This is a genomic window from Candidatus Gracilibacteria bacterium (genome assembly GCA_041661045.1).
Taxonomy (GTDB): domain Bacteria; phylum Patescibacteriota; class Gracilibacteria; order UBA1369; family 2-02-FULL-48-14; genus 2-02-FULL-48-14.
Map to the genome: position 1 here is coordinate 670,359 of JBAZVE010000001.1, position 20,332 is coordinate 690,690.

At 48.3% G+C, this 20,332-nt stretch carries 22 protein-coding genes; 9 read left to right on the forward strand and 13 right to left on the reverse strand.

All coding sequences use genetic code 25. The annotated features are described in order from the left end of the window. Positions 1-31: 31 nt before the first annotated feature. The 5 genes from WC777_03210 to WC777_03230 all read right to left on the reverse strand — a co-directional run bounded on the left by WC777_03210 (position 32) and on the right by WC777_03230 (position 3,983). Positions 32-445: a hypothetical protein gene (locus WC777_03210; protein MFA6024197.1), complete on the reverse strand. Its 414-nt coding sequence runs from the start codon at positions 443-445 to the stop codon at positions 32-34. A gap of 28 nt (positions 446-473) precedes the next feature. Then, positions 474-2,402 carry a molecular chaperone DnaK gene (dnaK, locus tag WC777_03215; protein ID MFA6024198.1) on the reverse strand — a complete coding sequence of 643 codons (1,929 nt, stop codon included), beginning with the start codon at positions 2,400-2,402 and terminating at the stop codon, positions 474-476. An 89-nt stretch (positions 2,403-2,491) separates the two neighbouring features. Next, positions 2,492-2,746, reverse strand: a complete 255-nt coding sequence (locus tag WC777_03220; GenBank protein MFA6024199.1) for a hypothetical protein — start codon at positions 2,744-2,746, stop codon at positions 2,492-2,494. 11 nt (positions 2,747-2,757) lie between these two features. Then, positions 2,758-3,261 (reverse strand): nucleotide exchange factor GrpE, encoded by a 504-nt coding sequence (locus WC777_03225; protein MFA6024200.1) that lies wholly within the window; start codon positions 3,259-3,261, stop codon positions 2,758-2,760. Continuing rightward, positions 3,228-3,983, reverse strand: a complete 756-nt coding sequence (locus WC777_03230) for a DeoR family transcriptional regulator (protein ID MFA6024201.1) — start codon at positions 3,981-3,983, stop codon at positions 3,228-3,230. Before WC777_03230 ends, WC777_03225 begins: the two co-directional genes overlap by 34 nt. Before the next feature lie 122 nt (positions 3,984-4,105). On the opposite strand from WC777_03230, the gene WC777_03235 reads away from it, so the two are divergent. Beyond that, positions 4,106-5,188 carry a hypothetical protein gene (locus WC777_03235; GenBank protein ID MFA6024202.1) on the forward strand — a complete coding sequence of 361 codons (1,083 nt, stop codon included), beginning with the start codon at positions 4,106-4,108 and terminating at the stop codon, positions 5,186-5,188. Here the strand turns inward: WC777_03235 and WC777_03240 are convergent. From WC777_03240 to WC777_03255, 4 genes are read right to left on the reverse strand one after another with little or no spacing between them, the layout of a single operon-like run. Beyond that, positions 5,185-6,297 carry a hypothetical protein gene (locus WC777_03240; protein MFA6024203.1) on the reverse strand — a complete coding sequence of 371 codons (1,113 nt, stop codon included), beginning with the start codon at positions 6,295-6,297 and terminating at the stop codon, positions 5,185-5,187. The genes WC777_03235 and WC777_03240 overlap by 4 nt on opposite strands. Further along, complete coding sequence (locus WC777_03245) at positions 6,290-6,766, reverse strand: RNA polymerase sigma factor (protein MFA6024204.1); 477 nt, start codon at positions 6,764-6,766, stop codon at positions 6,290-6,292. Before WC777_03245 ends, WC777_03240 begins: the two co-directional genes overlap by 8 nt. Positions 6,767-6,825: 59 nt before the next feature. Then, positions 6,826-7,851 carry a type I glyceraldehyde-3-phosphate dehydrogenase gene (gene gap, locus WC777_03250; protein ID MFA6024205.1) on the reverse strand — a complete coding sequence of 342 codons (1,026 nt, stop codon included), beginning with the start codon at positions 7,849-7,851 and terminating at the stop codon, positions 6,826-6,828. Between the two features lie 49 nt (positions 7,852-7,900). After that, positions 7,901-9,166, reverse strand: coding sequence for a VanW family protein (locus tag WC777_03255; GenBank protein MFA6024206.1), 1,266 nt, complete (start codon positions 9,164-9,166; stop codon positions 7,901-7,903). Positions 9,167-9,233: 67 nt separating this feature from the next. Here WC777_03255 and WC777_03260 point away from each other — a divergent pair, with 67 nt between their 5' ends. Next, on the forward strand, positions 9,234-9,809 hold the full coding sequence (locus WC777_03260) for an L-threonylcarbamoyladenylate synthase (protein ID MFA6024207.1): 576 nt from the start codon (positions 9,234-9,236) through the stop codon (positions 9,807-9,809). On the opposite strand, the gene WC777_03265 is transcribed toward WC777_03260, so the two are convergent. Beyond that, positions 9,799-10,296, reverse strand: coding sequence for a small multi-drug export protein (locus WC777_03265; GenBank protein ID MFA6024208.1), 498 nt, complete (start codon positions 10,294-10,296; stop codon positions 9,799-9,801). The genes WC777_03260 and WC777_03265 overlap by 11 nt on opposite strands. Positions 10,297-10,355: 59 nt before the next feature. On the opposite strand from WC777_03265, the gene WC777_03270 reads away from it, so the two are divergent. The 7 genes from WC777_03270 (at position 10,356) to WC777_03300 (ending at position 16,713) form a co-directional block, all read left to right on the forward strand. Then, positions 10,356-10,577 (forward strand): hypothetical protein, encoded by a 222-nt coding sequence (locus tag WC777_03270; protein MFA6024209.1) that lies wholly within the window; start codon positions 10,356-10,358, stop codon positions 10,575-10,577. A gap of 268 nt (positions 10,578-10,845) precedes the next feature. Further along, complete coding sequence (gene rsmH / locus WC777_03275) at positions 10,846-11,796, forward strand: 16S rRNA (cytosine(1402)-N(4))-methyltransferase RsmH (GenBank protein ID MFA6024210.1); 951 nt, start codon at positions 10,846-10,848, stop codon at positions 11,794-11,796. Positions 11,797-11,798: 2 nt separating this feature from the next. Next, positions 11,799-12,149, forward strand: a complete 351-nt coding sequence (locus tag WC777_03280) for a hypothetical protein (protein MFA6024211.1) — start codon at positions 11,799-11,801, stop codon at positions 12,147-12,149. A gap of 106 nt (positions 12,150-12,255) precedes the next feature. Next, positions 12,256-13,278 (forward strand): class I fructose-bisphosphate aldolase, encoded by a 1,023-nt coding sequence (locus WC777_03285; protein ID MFA6024212.1) that lies wholly within the window; start codon positions 12,256-12,258, stop codon positions 13,276-13,278. Between the two features lie 16 nt (positions 13,279-13,294). Further along, the gene (locus WC777_03290; GenBank protein ID MFA6024213.1) at positions 13,295-14,212 is read left to right on the forward strand and encodes a class 1 fructose-bisphosphatase; all 918 of its coding nucleotides are present in this window, start codon (positions 13,295-13,297) and stop codon (positions 14,210-14,212) included. Between the two features lie 29 nt (positions 14,213-14,241). After that, positions 14,242-14,814, forward strand: coding sequence for a sigma-70 family RNA polymerase sigma factor (locus WC777_03295; protein MFA6024214.1), 573 nt, complete (start codon positions 14,242-14,244; stop codon positions 14,812-14,814). 66 nt (positions 14,815-14,880) lie between these two features. Then, a complete protein-coding gene (locus WC777_03300; GenBank protein MFA6024215.1) occupies positions 14,881-16,713 on the forward strand; it encodes a DUF5667 domain-containing protein in 1,833 nt (610 codons plus the stop codon). On the opposite strand, the gene mraY is transcribed toward WC777_03300, so the two are convergent. From mraY to WC777_03315, 3 genes are all read right to left on the reverse strand, one after another. Next, the gene (mraY, locus tag WC777_03305; GenBank protein ID MFA6024216.1) at positions 16,681-17,751 is read right to left on the reverse strand and encodes a phospho-N-acetylmuramoyl-pentapeptide-transferase; all 1,071 of its coding nucleotides are present in this window, start codon (positions 17,749-17,751) and stop codon (positions 16,681-16,683) included. The two genes, WC777_03300 and mraY, sit on opposite strands and share 33 nt — an antisense overlap. Beyond that, a complete protein-coding gene (locus WC777_03310) occupies positions 17,741-20,023 on the reverse strand; it encodes an LCP family protein (GenBank protein ID MFA6024217.1) in 2,283 nt (760 codons plus the stop codon). The genes mraY and WC777_03310 overlap by 11 nt, the downstream gene beginning before the upstream one ends. Positions 20,024-20,086: 63 nt before the next feature. Next, positions 20,087-20,329, reverse strand: coding sequence for a hypothetical protein (locus WC777_03315; GenBank protein MFA6024218.1), 243 nt, complete (start codon positions 20,327-20,329; stop codon positions 20,087-20,089). Positions 20,330-20,332 lie beyond the last annotated feature (3 nt).

Genomic DNA, 20,332 nt, shown 5'->3' on the forward strand with positions numbered 1-20,332 from the left:
GTAAATAATGGCTACTTATTGTTCTTTCTCCTTATTTGCCTTTCTTTTCAACCTTAACTATGGGAAGTCGTTTCACCAAAACTTGTTTTCCCTCAAAAAGAATCTGCAGTTCAATGTTTTCCCAAGTCTCTATTTTAAGACCTTGAATGCCCCAAAAATGCATGTGAGAGATGAGTGGTTTTTCCACTTCCTTTTCCATGCTGGATTTTGCGAGCACCTTGTCTTCCTGCATCAGTGCGAAAGAAATATTGTGCTTTCCTTTTGGAATCAGAATTTTGGACACCACGAACATTTGAGGATGCATGGCCGGCACTTGTTCCGCCATGATGCGGTCAAAGATGCCCACCAAATTGACTTTTCCATCCATAGACATGGAGGCGTAGTCGCAGAACACGGCGTATTCAATGGGTTGGATGCGGACACTTTTTTTAGGTTCGTCGGGCATAGAGATTCTGTTAAAAGTTATTTAAAAATTATTCCTCCTTCTTGTCTTCTGGCTCCTCTCCCTTTTCATAGACCTTTACCTCCGGATCTTCGCTTGTAGCCGCACCTTCGCCCGCAGGGCCTTCAGCATCTTCAGCCCCTGGGGCACCTGCGCCGGGTTGGCTGTACATGCTGGCGCCGATTTTTTGGATTTCTTCGGCGAGGGATTCGTGCTTGGTTTTTAAGTCTTCGGGAGAAGTTTCGGCGTTGGCAAGGGCGTCTTTGAGATCTTTGAGCTTGGCGTCCACGCCGGTTTTTACATCGGCGGGTACTTTTTCACCCAAGTCTTTGAGTGTTCGTTCCGTTTGGGAAACCAGAGATTCCGCGTTCACTCGAATTTCCACACTGTCTTTCTTTTTCTTATCTTCTTCGGCAAATTTTTCCGCCTCTTCTTTCATCTTTTCAATTTCTTCTTTGGAGAGTCCGCCGGATCCGGTGATGGTGATGTGTTGGCTTTTCCCGCTGGCTTTGTCCACTGCTTTTACATGCAGGATTCCGTTGGCGTCGATGTCAAAAGACACTTCGATTTGAGGCACTCCGCGGGGTGCGGGAGGGATTCCGTCCAGTCCAAAATTTCCGAGCAATTTGTTGTCTGCGGCCATGGGGCGTTCCCCTTGAAAGACGCGAACATCCACGGATGGTTGGCTGTCTGCCGCAGTGGAAAACACTTGTGACTTGCTGGTGGGGATGGTGGTGTTTTTTTCGATGAGTTTGGTCATCACTCCTCCAAGCGTTTCGATTCCGAGAGAAAGTGGAATGACATCCAAGAGCAAAATATCTTTCACATCGCCCTGCAAAACTCCCCCTTGAATGGCGGCACCCAAGGCCACCACTTCGTCAGGATTGATTCCACGGTGAGGTTCTTTTCCAAAAATTTCTTTGGCTTTGGCTTGGACGGCGGGCATGCGGGTCATTCCTCCCACGAGCACCACTTCCGCAATATCGCTCACAAAAACTTTTGAGTCTTCAATGGCTTGCTTACACGGTTTGGTGCAGCGCTCCACGAGTTCCGCGGTGAGGTCTTCCAACTTGCTTCGGCTGAGTTTCATCACCAAGTGTTTTGGACCATTCTTGTCCGCGGTGATGAAGGGTAAATTGATGTCGGTTTCGTGTTGAGAGGAAAGCTCGATCTTTGCTTTTTCGGCCGCTTCTTTGAGGCGTTGCAGTGCCACATTGTCGCTTTTGAGGTCGATGCCTTCTTGTTTTTTGAATTCATCAGCGAGGTAATCCATGAGCACCATATCAAAATCATCTCCTCCCAAAAAGGTGTCTCCATTGGTGGACAGCACCTGGAAAACGCCGTCTCCCAATTCCAAAATGGAGATATCAAAAGTTCCTCCTCCAAGGTCGAATACGGCAATCTTCTTTTCACCCACATGTTTGTCCAGACCATAAGCCAGAGCGGCCGCGGTGGGTTCGTTGATGATTCTTTCGACTTTGAGACCGGCAATTTCTCCCGCATCTTTTGTGGCTTGTCGTTGAGAGTCGTTGAAGTAAGCGGGCACGGTGATGACCGCTCGAGTGACCTCTCCGCCCAGATATTTTTCTGCGTCGGCCTTCACTTTTTGCAAGACCATGGCAGAGATTTCTTGAGGTTGTTTTTCTTCACCGTCGAGCACAATCACAGCCTCCCCATTTTTTCCTTTTTTCACTTCAAAAGGGAAGCGGTCGGTGATTTTTTTCACTTCGTCGTATTTGCGACCGATGAGCCGTTTTGCGGAGAAAATGGTGTTTCGTTCATTCATCACCATTTGGCGTTTTGCAGGTTCACCCACGAGTCTTTCTTTGTCCTTTATCGCCACAATAGAAGGGGTGGTTTGCTTGCCCTCGCTATTGGCGATTACGGTGGGTTCACCACCTTCCATTACTGCAAAACAGGTGTTGGTGGTTCCAAGGTCGATTCCAATGATTTTTGACATAGGTTTTTGAATTAATGTGCGCCGCGCGCGTGTTAAAATTAGCACTCACTATATTAGTGTGCTAATGGTCTAGCGTCAAGGGCGAAATTTTATTCGGGGAGAATGCGGGTTCCTCTAACGCTTCTTCTCACTTCATCACTTGCGCCTGGCACTTCTCGTAAGGCTGGATCAAGGTTAACGCGCCCACCTTCACCGTAGTCCACCCTTGGACCTTCCGATCTGCTGCAATCCATGCCTTCGAAATTTTCTCTGTGCAGCCGACTCCTGTCTTCCTCAGTCAATTCGTGGTTGTAGTGCTCTCTAAAATCTACCAAATTCGGGTCTTCAAGTGGATTGTATGCCATCTTTTTGTGGTTTATTGATTAGTGGTGGATTCCGTCGTTCTCCCCACGCTTACTTTGGCGGGGCGGATGGTTTTTCCTTTGAAAGAATAGCCTTTTTCGAAGATTTGGACAACGGTGCCGGTGGGGCCTTCCTCTTCCATGAGGACTTCGTGGATTTGTGGGTTGGCGGGGATTCCGGCTTGGTCAATCACCTGGAGCCCGAGCGAAGCGAGGGCGCTCATGAGGTTGCTTTCAATACCTTGGATGCCTTTTATCCATTCCTCTTCTTCCAGATCTTCCGGCACCAATTCAAAGGCGCGAGCAAAATTATCTAAAGCTGGAAAAATGGCTTCCAAGAGTCTTGCGTTGGCGAAGACTTGGAGCTCACTGCGTTCTTCTTCGGTGCGCCGTTTGAAGTTTTGCAAGTCCGCTAAAGCTCGTTTGGCGGTCTCCGTCATTTCGTTCAAATCGGCCTGAACTTTGGCAAGTTCTTCCTGTAATTTTAGGAGATCGTTTTGAGTGGTGTCGTCTGTCATAGTTGATTGCTTTCTAAAAGGTTACGGACTTCGGTAAGGATGGCGGTGTTGTAGGCATAGGGCATCCGTTTGGGGCCAATGATCCCAATGGCGCCCACATAGCCATCGTATTCGTAGCTTGCAACAATGAGGGAGCAACTGTCAATTCCCGGTAAAATATTTTCTTCACCAATCAGGATTTTTGGCTCATGCTCCACCCCTAAGCTTTTTATGCCCAATAGAAAATGATCACGATCTTCAATCACTTCCATCACTTGGCTCGCCTTGAGCGGGGATTCTAAAAATTCCCGTTGGCGGAGCATTTTTGAAAAGCCCATGAAGAAAGTTTTGCTGCTGTCCGGAATGGTGGCAAAGACCATGTTGGGAGTGGCCTGGGAGAGGAGTCCCACCGCATCGTGTACCCGTTGTTTTGCCGTGGCGGCCCTGGCTTGGTCTCGTAAGCCGGAGAGCGTTTGGTGGGCAAGAACCTTGGCACGGTCAAAATCCGCCAGTTCATCCACATAAAAACGATATCCTTTATCCGTGGGTACGCGCCCGGCGGAAGTGTGGGGCTGCATGATGAGACCCTGTTCCTCAAGCTCGGCCATATCGTTGCGTACGGTGGCCGGACTCACTTTAAAATTGTACGAAAGAATGATGGTTTTGGACCCCACCGGTTCCGCCGTTTGCACAAAATGGTCGATGATGGCGCTTAGGATTTGATTTTTTCGATCTTCAGACATAGGGGCTTAGTTTAGAATGAACTTAGTGAGAAGAGCTGCTTGCCTTTAACTTAGCTCATGGCCGGGGAGGATTCAAGTGAGGCTCTTGATCTTTTCTTAAAATGATCTATAATATCTCAACCATGCAAACAACAGTAGAAGACATTAGTTCCAATGATTTGGCTCAGGATTGTCCCTGGGCTGCCGTTCATGCGCAAACCCTGGCACGAGCCGGTAATCGTGTGGATTTGGATGATGGTTTGTGCTCTCGAGACGCCTTGCGAGCTTTACCCCCCGGTTTTTTGTTGGCGTGGGATGTACGGGGATTTACCAAAGCTTTGGAGGCCTTGCCTCCAGAACAGCAGGTGGACTTGGCGCGAGCCATTTATGGCGAAGCGCTGAGATTTAATGCGTTAGGAGATTTGAGAATGCTTCAGCCGGTGGCGGGAGATGCAGCCTTGTATTTTTTGCCTGAAGAAAAAGAAAATCAGTTGAAAGGCCTTGTAGAAGCTTTGCGAACCATGAAGATCGATTCTCCAGGCGTTCCGCTTCCTGTCCGTGCGGCACTTGTTCATGTTGATGAAAGAGCAGTAGTGGTCGGGTCTTTTTTTGGGCCCAAAGATCCAAGCACGGGAGTTCAATTGGGGTATGGTGCCGTGATGGGGCCCGGAATCACTCGCTTGAGTTCCATTCTTAGGAATGCGGACGAAGAAGTGAGGGTTTCTAAGCCAATAGTGCCAGGGCTTCCTCTTCCTATTGAGGTTTTTTCTGAAGGATACGAACAAGGAGATCCTGCTGATGACCGTTTGCGTCCTTTGGTGGCCCCACAATTTCCGATGAAGCCTTATAACCATGTGCTCTTGCATGCAAAGGGAAGAGTGGACCTTAAAGATCCTTTGCATTCCGCTGGCTTGGGATTGGATTTGTTTGAAGCGCTCCGTGCATCCCGTCGAATAGAACATGAAGTCGAAATGACTCCTTTGAAACAGGATGATGGGGTTTTGCATATGGCCCTTACAGGGGGGAATTCTGTATCAAGAGAAAAAGCTTTTCATACCTTCCTTGCTTATCTGGAGGAGAGTTTGGGGAGTCGAGGTATTGGTCTCCAGAGTGCCCATGCTCATATTCCAAAACCCCTTTCTGTGAGAATGGGGTTTGGAATCCAGGATGGTATTGGGCCTCAGCTTGCTCGAATGGTTCACGCTCTTAAGGGTAAAGCTCGTTAAGAACTGAGTCAGGCCCTTTGATCCAAGGTGAGCATGCTTTCAATTACAGGTACTATCACTTCGGTTTGCAAGAGGCTTTCTGGGCCATCGATGATCGGGAAAATGTACTGAGGCATGTAGTAAGTTTTTCCATTTTGGAAATCTGTCACACTGCCGTACACGAGCGTTGGAGTGCCAATGGAAACTTCAATAGTTTCTATGCCTTCCATGGAATCAAAAGGAAAGCTCCCTCCCAAGCTTGCCGCATCTAAAATGGCTTGGTTATTTTGTGCGGTGGCATATTCTGAACTTAGATATTCGGGTGCATGGAGCCAAAAGGACAAGACTTCTTTTTGACTCATGTCTATGGATACAAAGAAGAGCATAGGATCCAAGGCTTCGTTTACAATCTGGTTGCAATTCATGGTCACTACCTTTTTTCCTTCTTCGTAATACCATTTGCGTTGCTCGGATAAATTCAAATCTAAGTCGTGTTCTTTCAAAAACTCATCCAAAATGATATTCAAAGCATCTTCACTCAAGACCTCTTCATCAGAAATCGGATCAGCAAGGCTGCAGTTTTCTTCGGTGCAGGATTCAAGTGCTTGAACATAGCTTGGGCTCTCTAGAGTGATGTTCCCAAATCCAAAGGTTTCTTCGCTTCTTCTCCAATCTCCAAGGCCTTTGCTTTCAAGGTAAGTATTGGTTTCTTCGGCTGTCATGGCTATTGGGGCGTACACCGGCATGGTTTCGGACAAAGAAGGAAGGTCGCCCCCGGTGTAATTGAAGCTGTAGTTTATGGTTTGGGCTTCACCGCCGCCTCCAAAACCATTTGAAATTTGGAATGAAAGAGGGCCAAAAGCATTGGGATCCAGGCTGACTGCGAAGTCCTCGAAGGCGATATCGGTAGAATTTTCTTCTTTGCTTAGTTGCATGGCAACAAAGGGTGTGAGTATTAGGAGCAGAGCAAAGCCTGCGAATACAGTGGGTTTCATGAAAAATAATTGTGAAAAAGAATAAGGGGATTTGATGCGTTGATAGAGGTTTTTTTGGAAAGACTTGTCCCAAGCCACTTTTGGTTTTGAGGCTTTTAGAAGCGCTTCCAATTTTTCCTGAGGATTTTTATTCATAGTTTCTTAATTGTGTTAAGGCTCTTGAGTAGGTCATCTTGAGGCTCGCTTCACTTTTACCTGTAATTTCTGCGATTTCTTGGTAAGAGAGCTCGTCCCAGAGTCGCATAAGAATGAGGCTCCGCGCATCTTTGGGTAGAGTGCTCAACAGTGCCCTCAACTCTTTATTTTCTTCGTTGGCAATGATGCTTTCAAGAATCATTTCTTCGGAAGGGACTTCTTCTGCCGCTTCCAAGTCTACCGAGGCTCGCGTTTTTCTAAAATGGTCGATAAGTGTGTTTCGAGCAATGGTGTAGAGCCATGTTTTAACGCTGGCTTTTGTGGGATCAAAATGCTCAAAGTTCTCAAATCCTTTTAAGAAGGTTTGACTGGTGAGATCTTCCGCTGTTTGTCGATCATTTACTCGATAGTAAATAAACGAATAAATTTTAGGGAAGAGATCTTGGTAGTGCGCACTAAATGTTTGCATGTTCAATTTGGAATTCCACTGCATTATACGGTGGGCGCATCAAAAGGTAACAAGAATCTTTAAGCTTCTCGGCTCGCCATGTAGGAGGCAAGGTCTAGGCAGCGGACGGAATAGCCCCATTCGTTGTCGTACCAAGCAAGGATTTTTACGAGATTGCCTTTTTTGCCGAGCACTTGAGTTTCGAGCGAATCGAAGATGCTGGAACGGGGATCCATTTTGAAGTCGGCGGAAACCAGTGGAGCTTCGCAGTAACCTAGGATGCCTTTCATCTCTCCTTCGGATGCGGCTTTCATGGCGGCATTCACTTCTTCGGCGGTCACTTCACGGTCGAGTTCTGCGGTGAGGTCCACCAAAGAAACCACGGGGGTGGGAACACGAATCGCGATGCCATGGAATTTGCCCGTGAGCTCCGGCAGCACCAGTCCGATGGCTTTTGCGGCTCCGGTGGAAGTGGGAATCATGCTGAGATTGGCGGAACGGGCCCGGCGCAAATCTTTGTGTTCGTTGTCGAGCAGATTTTGGTCGTTGGTGTACGAATGGATGGTGGTCATGAGGCCTCGTTTCACTCCAAATGTTTTGCTGAGCACCTTTGCAACCGGCGCGAGACAGTTGGTGGTGCAGCTGGCGTTGGAAATAATGAAATCTTTTGAAGGGTCGTAGTCGGTGTGGTTCACGCCCATTACCAGGGTGTGGTCGATTTCATCTTTTGCCGGAGCGGAAATCATGACGCGCTTTGCGCCTGCTTTTAAATGTTTTCCTGCTCCTTCTTTTGTGGTGAAGGCTCCGGTGCATTCAATCACCAAATCGATATTGAGGTCCTTCCAGGGGAGTTGTTCAGGGTCACGGTTTTGGACGAGCGTTACTTCTTGCACTTTGCCATCGGGGTGGGTGATGACGAGTTTGCCGGGCTCTCCTTTTACTTCCATGGGGAGAATCCCGTAGCTAGAATCATATTTGAGCAAGTGTGCGGTTTGCACGGGGTCGCCCAAATCGTTTACGGCGACAATATCAATTTTGGGATCCATTAAATTGGCGCGAAAGACCATGCGTCCTATTCGGCCAAAACCATTTATGGCAACTCGCATTGGGGAAGGAGGTTAGTTGATCGCGCCCAGTATAATGACTGAGAAGGGCTTAGGGAAGTCGTAAAACTTCCGGGGGTTCACGGTGCTGTTGAGCGATGCTCATGTAGTTGGAAAACAACCACTTCTCTTCTTGGGAGCCGTCTTGCAGCGTGGTCTTAACTTTCCACGCCATTTGTCCGATTCCCAGTTCTCCCACAGCGGCCCGACTTTCTTCCGTTTGATTGCTGGCGGTGTAAGGGCCTATGAACTCGGTGCTGCGTCCATCGTCTTCTCCAAAAAAGCGTACAACGGCGTCTTCATCTCCTTCTTCTTGGGCCACCATCAGTATAGTGTTGGGCGTGTTGTTCACGAACTTCAAGTCTTGTTCGCCGGGGAACACGGTTGCGTCAATCCCGTCTCCATAATCCTCATAATAAATAATGTAGAGACTGTGGTTGCGTTGCTCGGTGATTTCCAGGCCCGCGTCCAACGCGGCACGATAAATGGTGGTGGAGATTTGGCAGACGCCACCCGCGGGCGCTCGCTCCAACTGGGTGCCTTTAAAAATGGTGTAGGCCTGCTTCCATCCTCCATATTCAATGGGCCCGAGCCATTCAACATAAGAAAATTCGGCTCCCGGTGGGATAAGGATGGCGTTGAATTTTTCGTTCAGCGCTTTGCGAACATTGAAAGCACGATCCGGTGACGAGCCACTGAATTTGGAACGGCCCTGTGCTAAAAGCTCCAGAGGACCCAGGTCTTTGCCCGTTTGATTGATGATTTTTCCCTCCACTTTTCTCAGCACGGCGGTGCTTTCATTTTCTCCTTTTTGGAGAGCGGCCTCAATCATTTGTTCCGTGAGGTTCTGCACTACTTCTCGTCCATCCACGATTTTTCCCTCAAATTCCGCACGGCTGACCTTTGTTTCATCAGCGCTCAGGAGCGTCATGTTTTCTGCGGGCTCCGCCACCTGCGCGTTGAGCGAATCGATCATAAAGTCCATGAACTCCGTGGAAAAGTTCAGCCCTGTGCCTTGCTCTGTTTTTGTGAGGATGATGTCTTTGCTCTGAGCGGGGAAGGCGTAAGATGCTTCATCCACTTTAATGTGAAAGCCTTCGGTGAGTAGTTCTTGAATGAGTGATTCTTGGCTTTTCAAATCCTCTGTTTGAATGGGGGTGTGTTCCTCTTCTATGGAAAGAAGACTCACAAAGGCCTCGTTGAAAGCGGGGAAGGAGGGTGAAATCTCTTCTTGGCCACTTCCCTTCACACTTGTACCAAAGAAAAGCACGGTTAGGAGGACAAGGCTCAAGGATGCGGAAAAAAGTTGTTTTTGCATGGAGTGGTGGTGAGCCTAGCTTAAGAGATTTTCTGTCTAGGAGCAACTTTTGGTGTAGAATTCGCCTATGAAAGAAAGAGATCAAACTTTATTGGATGCGGTTAAGGCGCTTCATCAAGGCTTGGTGGTGGCGCATGCCACCGAAACTTGTTATGGCCTTGCGGCGGATATTTTTCAAAAGGTGGCACTTGAGAAGCTTTACTCTTTAAAGAAGATGCCGCGGGATAAACCGGTGAGCGTTTTGGTGCGAGATTTGGAGGAGGCGGAGCGGTATGGCGAATTTTCCGCCGTGGCGATTGAGCTTGCGCTCAAGTATTGGCCCGGACCCCTCACTATTATTGTGCCGCGCAAGGTTGCTTTGCCCAAGCTGGTGAATTTCGGTCAATCTACCGTGGGTTTTCGCGTGAGTTCCAATAAAAAGACCCGTCAGCTTTTGGAGGCTTTTGGAGGCCCACTCACCACAACGAGTGCCAATATTCATGGGCAGCCCCAGGCCTATTCCGTTCAAGAAATGCTGGATCAAGGACTCGTGCCTGATTTTGTTTTGGACAGCGGGCGCATTGGTGAAAATCCCCCTTCTACCATTGTGGAAGTGATGGGGGATGAGGTGCGAGTGGTGAGGCAGGGAGGTCTTAAGATTTAGCTTTCACCAACAACAGCACTCCTTCCGTTCCAAACATTACAAGGAGGCCGGTTACAATAAGTCCTGCGGTCATGATGAGCGCGGCTTTTTTGCGGGGGATGCCAAAGACGAAGGCGATGAGGGCGCCGGTCCAACCGCCGCTTCCTGGGGTGGGGATGGCAATGTATGTGAAGAGGGCTAGGTGGCCAAGCTCACTGATCCCTTTGGAATATTTAAGTTGAGTTCTTTTAAAGAGCCAGTCGAAGAAACGGTCAAAGATTTTGAAGTGTTTTCGAAGGACTAAGGCGATGGATTCTAAAAACACCAGCAAGAACGAGGCCATGGTGATGCAGCCGGTCGTGCCCGCCACAAAGGCGACCCAGGGGTTCATGTCCAAAACCGTTACGCCAAATATGATAGCTCCTTGCAACTCTGTGATGGGGAGCATGGCCATAAAGAACACAATAATGGGGTCCGGGATGACTTGAATGAGTTCAGAAAAAGGCATGAGGGGCTTGGCGAAGGTGGGCCTAATATGCTATACTTTTAGGATTAAATAAATACCAAATGGCTAGGATCACTAAAAAAAAGAAAAGTCCGTCTGCATACTTCTTTAGTATTGTGCTCACCGCTACCGCAGTGGTCTTTTTTTGGAGGGGAATTTGGGGGCTTACGGATGCATTCCTGTTTCCCAATAACTCTCTTTTGAGTTACGCCGTCTCCATAGGGCTGGGGCTCTTTATTTTGTGGGTTGATGACTGGCGTATTTCTGAATTGGAGCACCACTAGTAGGCTGAGTAAAGGCTCACCACCACTGCTTGTGTCTGGCGGTTTTTTGGGCTACAAAGCGGGCCCACTGTATAAAATTGTTATGCAATCACTTTCGCCGTTTAGCAAGCAAAACTTATTGAAAACTCTGACCCCCATTTAACAGGTTATTTTTTAGTAAATTGCGAGGACTTGTGCATAAGTTTTGTGTGCATCAAAACTGTCATTCTATACATTATTCTTGACGATTGTTTTGAGGGGGCCTAGCGTTGACTCACTTTCTTAATTCGTGCAAAAAACTTATTCAGGCACAGAAACCGCTCATCAGCCCGTCCTCCTCAAAGAGACGCTGGAGCATCTGAGCTTGAAACCGGGGCAGGTTGCCGTGGATTGCACGCTTGGACTTGGAGGCCACGCCAGCGAGATCTTAAAAGCCATTGGGCCAAAAGGATTTCTCTACGCCTTCGAGCGAGATGAAAGAAACTTGAAGCTTGCTGAAAAGCGGCTCTCAGCCATCGGAAAGAATTTTAAAATCTTTCACGATTCGTTCAGTTCTTTGAAAGATCGGCTCAGGGGGGAAGGGGTATCTCTCGTAGATGCTATTCTCTTTGATCTTGGACTCTCGTCCCCACATGTGGACGACGCCGACCGCGGTTTTTCTTTCTTAAAGGAAGGACCGCTCGACATGCGCTTTGATGCTTCAAGCGGTAAAACCGCTGCTGACCTGCTCAACTCTTCAACCGAAGAAGAGCTGGCCGACATCTTCTACCATTATGGTGAAGAACGGTTCTCCCGTAAGCTCGCCAAAGCCGTGGTCCTCGATCGTAAAAAGGAACCTTTCCACTCAACTACGCAGTTCGCGGCCTTTGTAGAGCGCGTGCTGGGAAGAGGGAAGCCCGGGTATCACCGAGCAACTCAAATCTTTCAAGCGCTTCGCATTGCCGTCAATGAGGAACTTATGGCCCTGGAGCTTGGTCTCAATCAAGCGATTGAGCTTTTAGCTCCTCACGGACGCGTGGTTGTGCTCAGTTACCACTCTCTTGAAGATCGCTTTGTTAAGCAGACCTTCAAGCAACTCGCCACAGACCTCCGCGATCCGAATGACATCTATGGCCGTAGAGTCCTAAGGTCGAAGAGCCTTTCCCTCCTGAATAAAAAGCCGATCCGACCTTCCGATGAGGAGGTCAAATCTAATTCCCGTGCTCGCAGCGCTTTGCTCCGAGCGGCACAAAAATCTTAACTATGTCTCGACTCATTTCTTCATTTCACAGCCTATTCCTCCGCAACGAAAAGCTCAGCATGATCTCGCTTGGAGGAGTGGTGGGACTTTCGCTTCTGGCCATGGGAATCGTTTCCTTGACCTCGCTCAATGATAAAGCCATGAAAGGATATTTGCTCAACAAACTTGAGAATGAGCGACAAGAATTGGTTTCGGATGGAGAAATAACCGAGATGCTCACGCTTCGTGCTCGCAGCATGAATACCGTGGAAGAGCAAGTGACCCATATGGTGAAACCTGCTGTTATTGATTACATCATGCCGATGAATACCGTGGCTCAAACAGGTGGACCCGAAGGGTCTGCTCGGCAATAAACTATGAAACCCTAAAGGGGTTAAGGGGAAATCCATAAAGCCTTCCAGTGATGGGAGGTTTTATGTATAGTCGTGGTGTATTTTACCCTTCTTTTTAACCTTCATTATGAATTTAGAACTGCTCAAACAAACCGCTCAAGCCATGGTCGCTCCCGGTAAAGGAGTTTTGGCCATTGATGAAAGTACCGGCACTTGTAAAAAGCGCTTTGAGGCGCTTGGGGTGGAGTGCAGTGAGGAAACACGCAGAGAATACCGTGAGCTTTTGGTGACCGCGCCTGAGATTGAACAGGCCATCAGTGGAATGATTTTGTATGATGAAACGCTTCGTCAATCCACCAAGGATGGGCGCCGTTTTGTGGATGTTTTGAAAGAGAAAGGGATGATTCCGGGGATTAAAGTGGATACGGGGGCCAAGGATTTGGCTCTGCACAGTGGCGAACAAGTCACCGAGGGTCTCGATGGCCTACGGGAAAGGTTGGCCGAATACCACGCGCTGGGGGCTCAGTTTGCCAAGTGGCGAGCGGTGATCAATATCAGTGATTCTTTGCCGAGCCGTGCATGCATCAAGGCCAATGCTCATGCACTGGCTCGTTATGCGGCGCTTTGCCAAGAAGCGGACATTGTTCCCATGGTGGAGCCCGAAATGATGATGGAGGGATCTCACAGCATTGAGCGGGCGTATGAAGTCACAGCGCAGGTTTTAAGAGTTTTGTTTGAAGAACTTGCCGAGCAAGGCGTGGCGTTGGAGGGAACACTGTTGAAAGTGAGTATGGTGCTCGCCGGTAAAGATGCGGCAGTGCAATCGAGTGAGCAAGAAGTGGCGATGCAAACCGTGAAATGTCTCAAAGAAAATGTGCCCGCGAACATTGCTGGAGTGGTCTTTTTGTCCGGTGGACAGAGCGATGCAAAATCCACAGTGCATCTCAATCTAATGCATCAGCTGGGGGAAACTTTGCCTTGGCCCTTGAGTTTTTCTTACGGAAGAGGAATTCAGCAGCCGGCCCTCAAAGCATGGGCTGCAAATAGAGCGGGCACCGCGGAAGCACAAAAACTTTTGTTGCATCGTGCTCGCATGAATGGTCTCGCGGCGCAAGGAAAATACTCCTTGGAACTTGAGCAAACGGTTTAATTTTTACCCCTCTTTTATGTTCCTTCTTGAATTTCTCAATCAAAAGAATCTTCACACTTCTTTAGTGGAGTTGCTGGTGGAACTCAGCCGGGCTGCGGAAGAAATCTCCACTTCCATCATTCATGCCAGCACAAAAAAAGCGGGGAGCATCAATGCTTCGGGGGAGGAGCAAATTGCCATGGATATTTTGGCGAATGATATTTTGGTACGAACGGTAAAAACCAATCCTTTTGTGGTGGGATACTGCAGCGAGGAAATAGATGGATACGAACAGGCGAGTGAGGAAGGGCTTTACAGTGTGTTTTTTGATCCGCTCGATGGGTCCAGTTTGTTCGACACCAATTTTTCAGTGGGAACGATTATTGGAATTTATGAAGGAGCCGAGGTGCTTGGACGAACGCCAAGAGGACAGGTTGCGGCCTTGTACACGGTTTACGGTCCCCGCACCACCATGATGCTTACGGTTGGGCAAGGGGTGCACGAATTTTTACTGACAGAAGAGGGTTGGGAGCTGGCGACGGAACAGGTGGAACTCCGCGGTACTAAAAAATACTTTGCACCAGGCAATTTGCGTGCCGCGCATGAGCGAAAAGACTACCTGGAATTGGTGAACACCTACATCCAGGAACAATACACCCTTAGGTACAGTGGAGGAATGGTCCCGGATCTCAATCATATTTTCAAGAAAGGCAGCGGAATATTCATGTATCCGGGTATGCCCAGTGCACCCGAGGGCAAGCTTCGACTTCTTTATGAATGTGGTCCCATGGCATTTCTTGTGGAACAGGCGGGTGGGGCGAGCAGTGATGGAAAGGGATCCATTCTGGATACGGAAATTCGGGATTATCATCAGCGAAGCCCGGTCTTTTTGGGGACTCAAACAGAGGTAGAGAAGTGCGTAATGGCTCTGGCCAATGCTTTGTGAGTGGTGTAGACTTCGCCTAGCGCCTTTCCATTCCCATTATGTCCTTGTCCGCATCTTCCAATTTTGACATTGATGCCGCGGTACTTGCTGCTCAAGAGGGCGATAAAGATGCCTTCGCGCAGCTCTATGACCGCTTCTTTGAGCCTATTTATAGGTATGTTTATTTTCGAGTGGCGGCGAGCGAAGTGGATGATTTGGTGGAAATCGTTTTTATAAAAGCATGGATGAACTTGGAGAAATACGAAAAGCGAGATGTGAATTTTTCGGCATGGCTTTTCAAGATTGCTCACAATGCGGTGATTGATCATCGCCGTTCGCATCGCCCTCTTTTTGAGGTGAAGGAAGAAATTGCGGATGAGTCCGATAAATCGGCCCCAAAGGAATTGACCGAAAAGAATATGCTTTCTCAGACCATTCGTTTGGCGGTGGATGAACTTAAGGAGCCTTATAAACAAGTGGTGACACTTAAGTTTTTGCTTGGACTTTCCAATCCCGAGATCGCCGAAATCATGAATGAACGGGAGGGAAATATTCGCGTGATTCAATTCCGTGCCCTTAAGGAATTGAAAGGCATTCTCAATAAAAAGGGCTTGGAGCAAGAATCCTTGTAATGAATTAGATTCTCCTCCGTTCTAAACCCATGCAAAGCACTAATGTGGCGACAATCGCTCAAACCTATGGATCCCAATCAAATAGAAAACGCAAAAAAACGAATTTGGAATCAAATGTCCTCCAAACTTCCTGATCGGGGGCTTGGGCTCTATCAATCGGTGCTTTCGGATGTTCGTTCCATTGCTGTTCCTCAGGTCTCTCGGCTCAAAAGAGTGCAGAGTAAAGAAAACCTGTTGAACCTTTTGCCAGATCGAGCTTCTTCCGGATTCGCGTTCAAGCGAGTGTGGGGACTTGGATCGTTGTTTTTGGTCTTTTCGTTTTTATTTATGCCCATTTTGCAGAGCCCTCCCGTGGCTTCCGCCGACAGCAACAATCGACTTGAAGTGGTGGAAGGGCAGGTTCTTGTGAATGGGGAGATGGCCATGGAAAGCCAAATTCTTGAAGAAGGAGACCGCATCGAGACTTTGGAGGGAGCGGTGGCTCATCTCTATTTTGTGGACGACAGCCGTATGACTTTGGCACCCGAAACGGTAGTGGACATCGTGGACACTCATGTGAACCCCGAGAATCGTGCAGACACTCAGGTTTCGGTGCAACAAGAAAAGGGAAGAGCTTGGGTTCAAGTTCTCAATTTGGTTTCTCAGGATTCTTACTTTTTGGTTTCGTTCCCGGATGGCTTTGTTCAAGTGGATAGTCGTGCCAGTTTTGATTTGGAGCTTGCTCAAGATACTCGCATTTCGATTGCACGAAATCTCGTGGAACTCAGGGTGGAGGGAGAGAGCATGTCTTACGCCGGAACTTTGGGGCAGGGGGCCGAAATCTTGCTTGCGCAGGGGCTTGTGGAGACGCAGTCCATCCCTGCAGAACGAGAAGAAGACCTGTGGTGGGATTTTAATGACGCCTACGGAAGAACTTATGCTCAGGTTTTAGATGATCAATACAAACAAGAAACCTCCTTGCATGCCACCATTCTCCCCACGCACCCGCTCTACTTTTTAAAGACTTTCCGTGAAGATCTTCAAGTTTCTTTGGCGCTCACTTCCGGTGCGCGCGAGGAGCTTTTGGTTCAACAGGCGGAGGCCCGTCTCACCGAAGCGCAAATTCTTATGGCCAAGGGTGAGCCCGAGGCCGCTGAAGAGGCGCTCAATGAGTACCACAATACCGTGCAAGATTCTTTGGAAAATTCAGACAATACCGTTTTGTTGGCCAAGGTGGAACTCACTCAAAAACAGTCTCTCGCGGCGGCTCAAGTGGATCCATCCTCCACCCTTTTGGAGGATCATTTACTGTCTTCCTCCGCATTGCTTTCTTCTAGCTTGGAAGGAAAAACAGAGCTCAAAATGTTCTCGGCTTCTCAAAAACTGGCGCGAGTTCCCGACCTCATTGCCAATGGAAAGTTTGATCAAGCTTTGGATGAACTCCTGGCGTACCAAACCAGCTCTCTTTCCATTCTTACGGAGCTTGAACAAGTTCCAATGGAAGAACGACAAGGAATTGTCTCTAAACTTTTGGATCAAAAACTGGAGGACATTAAATTGCTTCGTGTGATCGCGAGTATGCCGGAGGTTTCCGGAGCTTTGGATTTGGACACTCAACTTGTGGAGCAACTCAGCATGATGGTGCTCTCTCTTAAAGAGCAGCAACTCTCCGACCTTTCCAATTTCTTTGAAAATACCGACTACGATTTGAGCGTTCAATACAGTGTTTATGCTCGTCTTAAAAATGACACGGAAATCGATGAAAAACTGACCGAACAATTTGAGACGGTGGAGAATGAAATTCAAAATTCCATCGATGGGGAGGTGTCTCCCGTGATCGAAATTGAAGAGTCGGTTTCGGATCCTGAGCCTGCTTCTGAGGAAGTTTTAGTCCCCCATACCGACGAGGCCCAAGAGTAATCCAAGGGTTGCGAAAAGGCCTCCCACAATCCAGAATCGCATCACCACTTGAGACTCGGGCCAGCCGAGGTGTTCGAAGTGATGGTGCAAAGGCGCGATGTGAAAGATCTTTTTTTTGAGCAGCTTTTTGGAGCTGAGTTGTAGAATAATGGACAAAGTTTCAATCACAAAAATAAAGCCGATGAAGGGGAGGATTAAAACCGTATTGGTGAGCATGGCGATGACGCCCAAAGTTGCCCCCAGCGCAGCAGAACCGGTGTCTCCCATGTAAAATCTTGCGGGTGGAATATTGAACCACAAAAAGGCCAGAGTAGCGCCTACAATAACGGCGCAAAAGGCCGAGAGGATCATGAGGCCGTGTGCGTAAGAAAGCCCGGCGTAAGCGCCAAAAGCAATGATGATGAGTCCGCCTGCGAGGCCGTCCAAACCATCGGTAAAGTTCACGGAATTGGCTGTGGCGGTGATGATGAAAACAAAGAGTGGAATGTACCAAAGTCCCAAGACAAAGTCTCCCACGCCCGGAATATGGATTTCGTTGTAGCCCAATTTGTAGTAAAACCAAAGGCCGCCCAAAAGGGCCAAAACGGTGAGCCAAAAGAATTTTGGTTTTATATTGAGCCCTTTGCTTTTTCCCCAACCTTTGATGTTGAAAAGGTCATCCAAAATTCCCAGCACGGCCACCGTGCCCATGGTGAATATGGCCAAATAAGTTTCCTTTCGACTCAGCAGGGAGTGTTCAAATATACCCAAATAAGAAAGTCCGCGAGAAAGTAAAATGGTGACGAGAGCGCTGCCCCAAATTAAAATTCCACCCATGGTTGGAGTGCCTGCTTTTTTGTGATGGAGTGCGTGGTAAAGGTCTGCGTTGCCTCCATCACTCGCCACGGTGCGAATGTTCTTCCCCATCTTCAAGCGAGTGAGGAGTCGGACGAGAGGTTCCGCAAAAACAAAGGCGATGAGAAAGGCTAGAAATCCGGAACCCACAATCAAAATGAGCTGTCGCACGGTTTCCGTAATGGGAAAATAATTACCAAACATAGGCTTTATAAATCCAATCGACTAAAGTTCTTGTGTCGCCGAAACGGTTTTTACTTCCCAGCACGATGGTGAGGATTTCGTGGCCCTCCGGACTTTCAGCCAAACTGATCAAGCATTCTCCGGCCATTGGGGTGGTTCCCGTTTTGAACCCTTTGATCCCCATTTCTCCAAGCAAAATATTGGTGTTGAGCAGTTTGTGTTCTTGTCCGCCCTCACCCTTCACCGAGACTTCTTTTTGGCTTACAATTTCCCGTATACTCTCGTTCTTTAGTAGGTGCGTGCTGAGTGCGGTGAGATCCCTTGCACTGGAATAGGCGCCAGCGCTGTCCAATCCGTTTGCATTTTTATAATAGGTGTCTTCCAGTCCGAGTTTTTTTGCCATACTGTTCATTTTTTCGATGAAGGCCTGCTCGCTTCCGGCATTGTATTCGGCCAGGGCCATGGCGGCGTCGTTTCCGGATTCAATCAAAAGTCCGTAGAGTAAATTTCTAATGGTGATTTGTTCTCCTGCACTCAGGCCCATGCGTGACCCCCCGGTGCTTGCTGCATTTGCACTCACGGTCACCACGGCGCTGGGATCGTTCTCTTCTAAAATAAGTGTGGCGGTCATCAATTTGGTGAGGCTGGCGATAGGCACTCTAGCCAAAGGATTTTCTTCAAAGAGTATGGCTTGCGTTTCCAGGTCCACCGCCAAAATAGCTGATCCGCTCAGGGAGCCTGGGGCAATGAACTCTTCTCGCTGAGTGGGCATGGAAGAAATAGAAAGGAGACTTTTGTCATCCCATTGGTCTTGAACAGCAACTCCGGAACCCCCAAGACTGAGGCTGCTGGCGAAGAGAAGAGAAATAAGGCTTTGAAACATGAGCAGAGTATATCAGTATATCCCGATGTAGAAAAGTTCGTCGTTGTCTTCGTAAAAGTTTCCAAAGTCTTCGCCCAGTTCAATGATGATTTCACCGTTGCTCGGCCAGTTTTCAGGCAAATATTGAGTGGGAAGTGTTTTGTTGATTTCACCAAAAGTGAGTGAGGGGAGGAGCTCCAGCGTATTTTCATTGCCCTCCATCCTTGAATAAATTTGAGTGTCCTTCACCTCCCGATCCAATCCGTTCCCATAATTCACCACAGTGAATCCATAGCGAACCAAATACATTTTAGTGAGTCCGGCCAGGCTTTCCACTTTTGTCCCGTTGAGCACCTGGAGTGGTGTTTTTTCGGCATAAACCTCCGGATGGTACAAGAACAGCTGTGCAAAAAGTTGGAGCTCTTCAAAATTCATTTCTCCCGCAAAAGGAATGAGGTAGTAGGGTTCATTTTCTTCCCGAGGGGGGGTGTATAAAAATCCACCCATGGTGGTGGCATCGTCGCTCAGCACCGCGGAGTTGATGGAGTCTCCGGTGAGGTCTTCCGCAAAGCCCACCAGGGAGACCAGTTCGCTGAGGGAAAGGTCGGTCTCAAAATTCGAAGAAATGCTGGAGTAAAGATCTTTGATTCGATTGGGGTTGGCCAGTACACCCAAGCTCAGGGCCTTTTCCTTCATGGCGCTGAGCACCTCTTGTTGACGGCGAGCTCTGTCGAAGTCGGAGGTGTTGTGTCGGCTGCGCACATATTTGAGCGTGGTTTCACCGTCCAGTTCTTGTACGCCCGCCCCCAAATAAAAGGGCTCATAAATGGCATTGGATCCGTCCGGGGCAGGGTAGGATTCGTCCACGATGGCTTCCTCAACCGTCACGGTTACTCCCCCCAGTGCATCCACCATTTCTGTGAAGCCCTGAAAGTCGACTTTTGCATAGTAATGAATGTCGATATCAAAAAGTTTTTCAACCTCTCCTTGCAGTTCGGACATGGCGTAAACAGGGTCCTCGGTTTCATCCAAAACATATTCATACACACTGTTGATGCGCGTTCCCCAGCCCACTTCTTCATTTTCGATATAGAGATCTCGTGGAATCGAGATCATGGAAACCAGTTTTTGGTTGTGGTCCAGGGAAGCCACGATCATGGTGTCGGTTAAGTTTTCTCCGTCATGACCTTCACCGCCCACTCCAATCAGCAGGATGTTGCTGTGCCCATAAGCATCGGTTTCCAGAGTGCGGCCCACCGCCGAGATGAGGATTTGTTTCACCGAAAAGGGATTTCCCATGGCCAGCGCTCCGATCACGCCTTTTAAGGTGAAAACCCCCAAAATCAGGGCCAGCACACTTAAAGCCAAATGCTCCTTTACCCAAGATTTGGCTTTGGAGGTCTTGATGGGTCTCATCTCAAAAGAATTCATGCGGAAGAGGCGTCAGAAACTTGCAGATATTCTACCGAAGGTTGGTCTTTTTTTAAAGAGGATTTATTGAGTTTTTTTAAGTATCCCCATGGTTTTGAGTATTTTCACGATTTCCTCAATTTTATCTTTTTCCATCCTTCTGTATTTCGCCGCCAAATCCAAATCTCCTTCTTTCAGTTTGTTTTCTTTGAACACGCAAAGCTCCAGTAGGTCTACACCCAAGGTCTCGAGCTCCTTATTCTTGAGCTTTACCGAACTCAAGAGTTTGATTATTGAATGGGTGCTGTCTAGTTTGAGTTTTTTCATGAC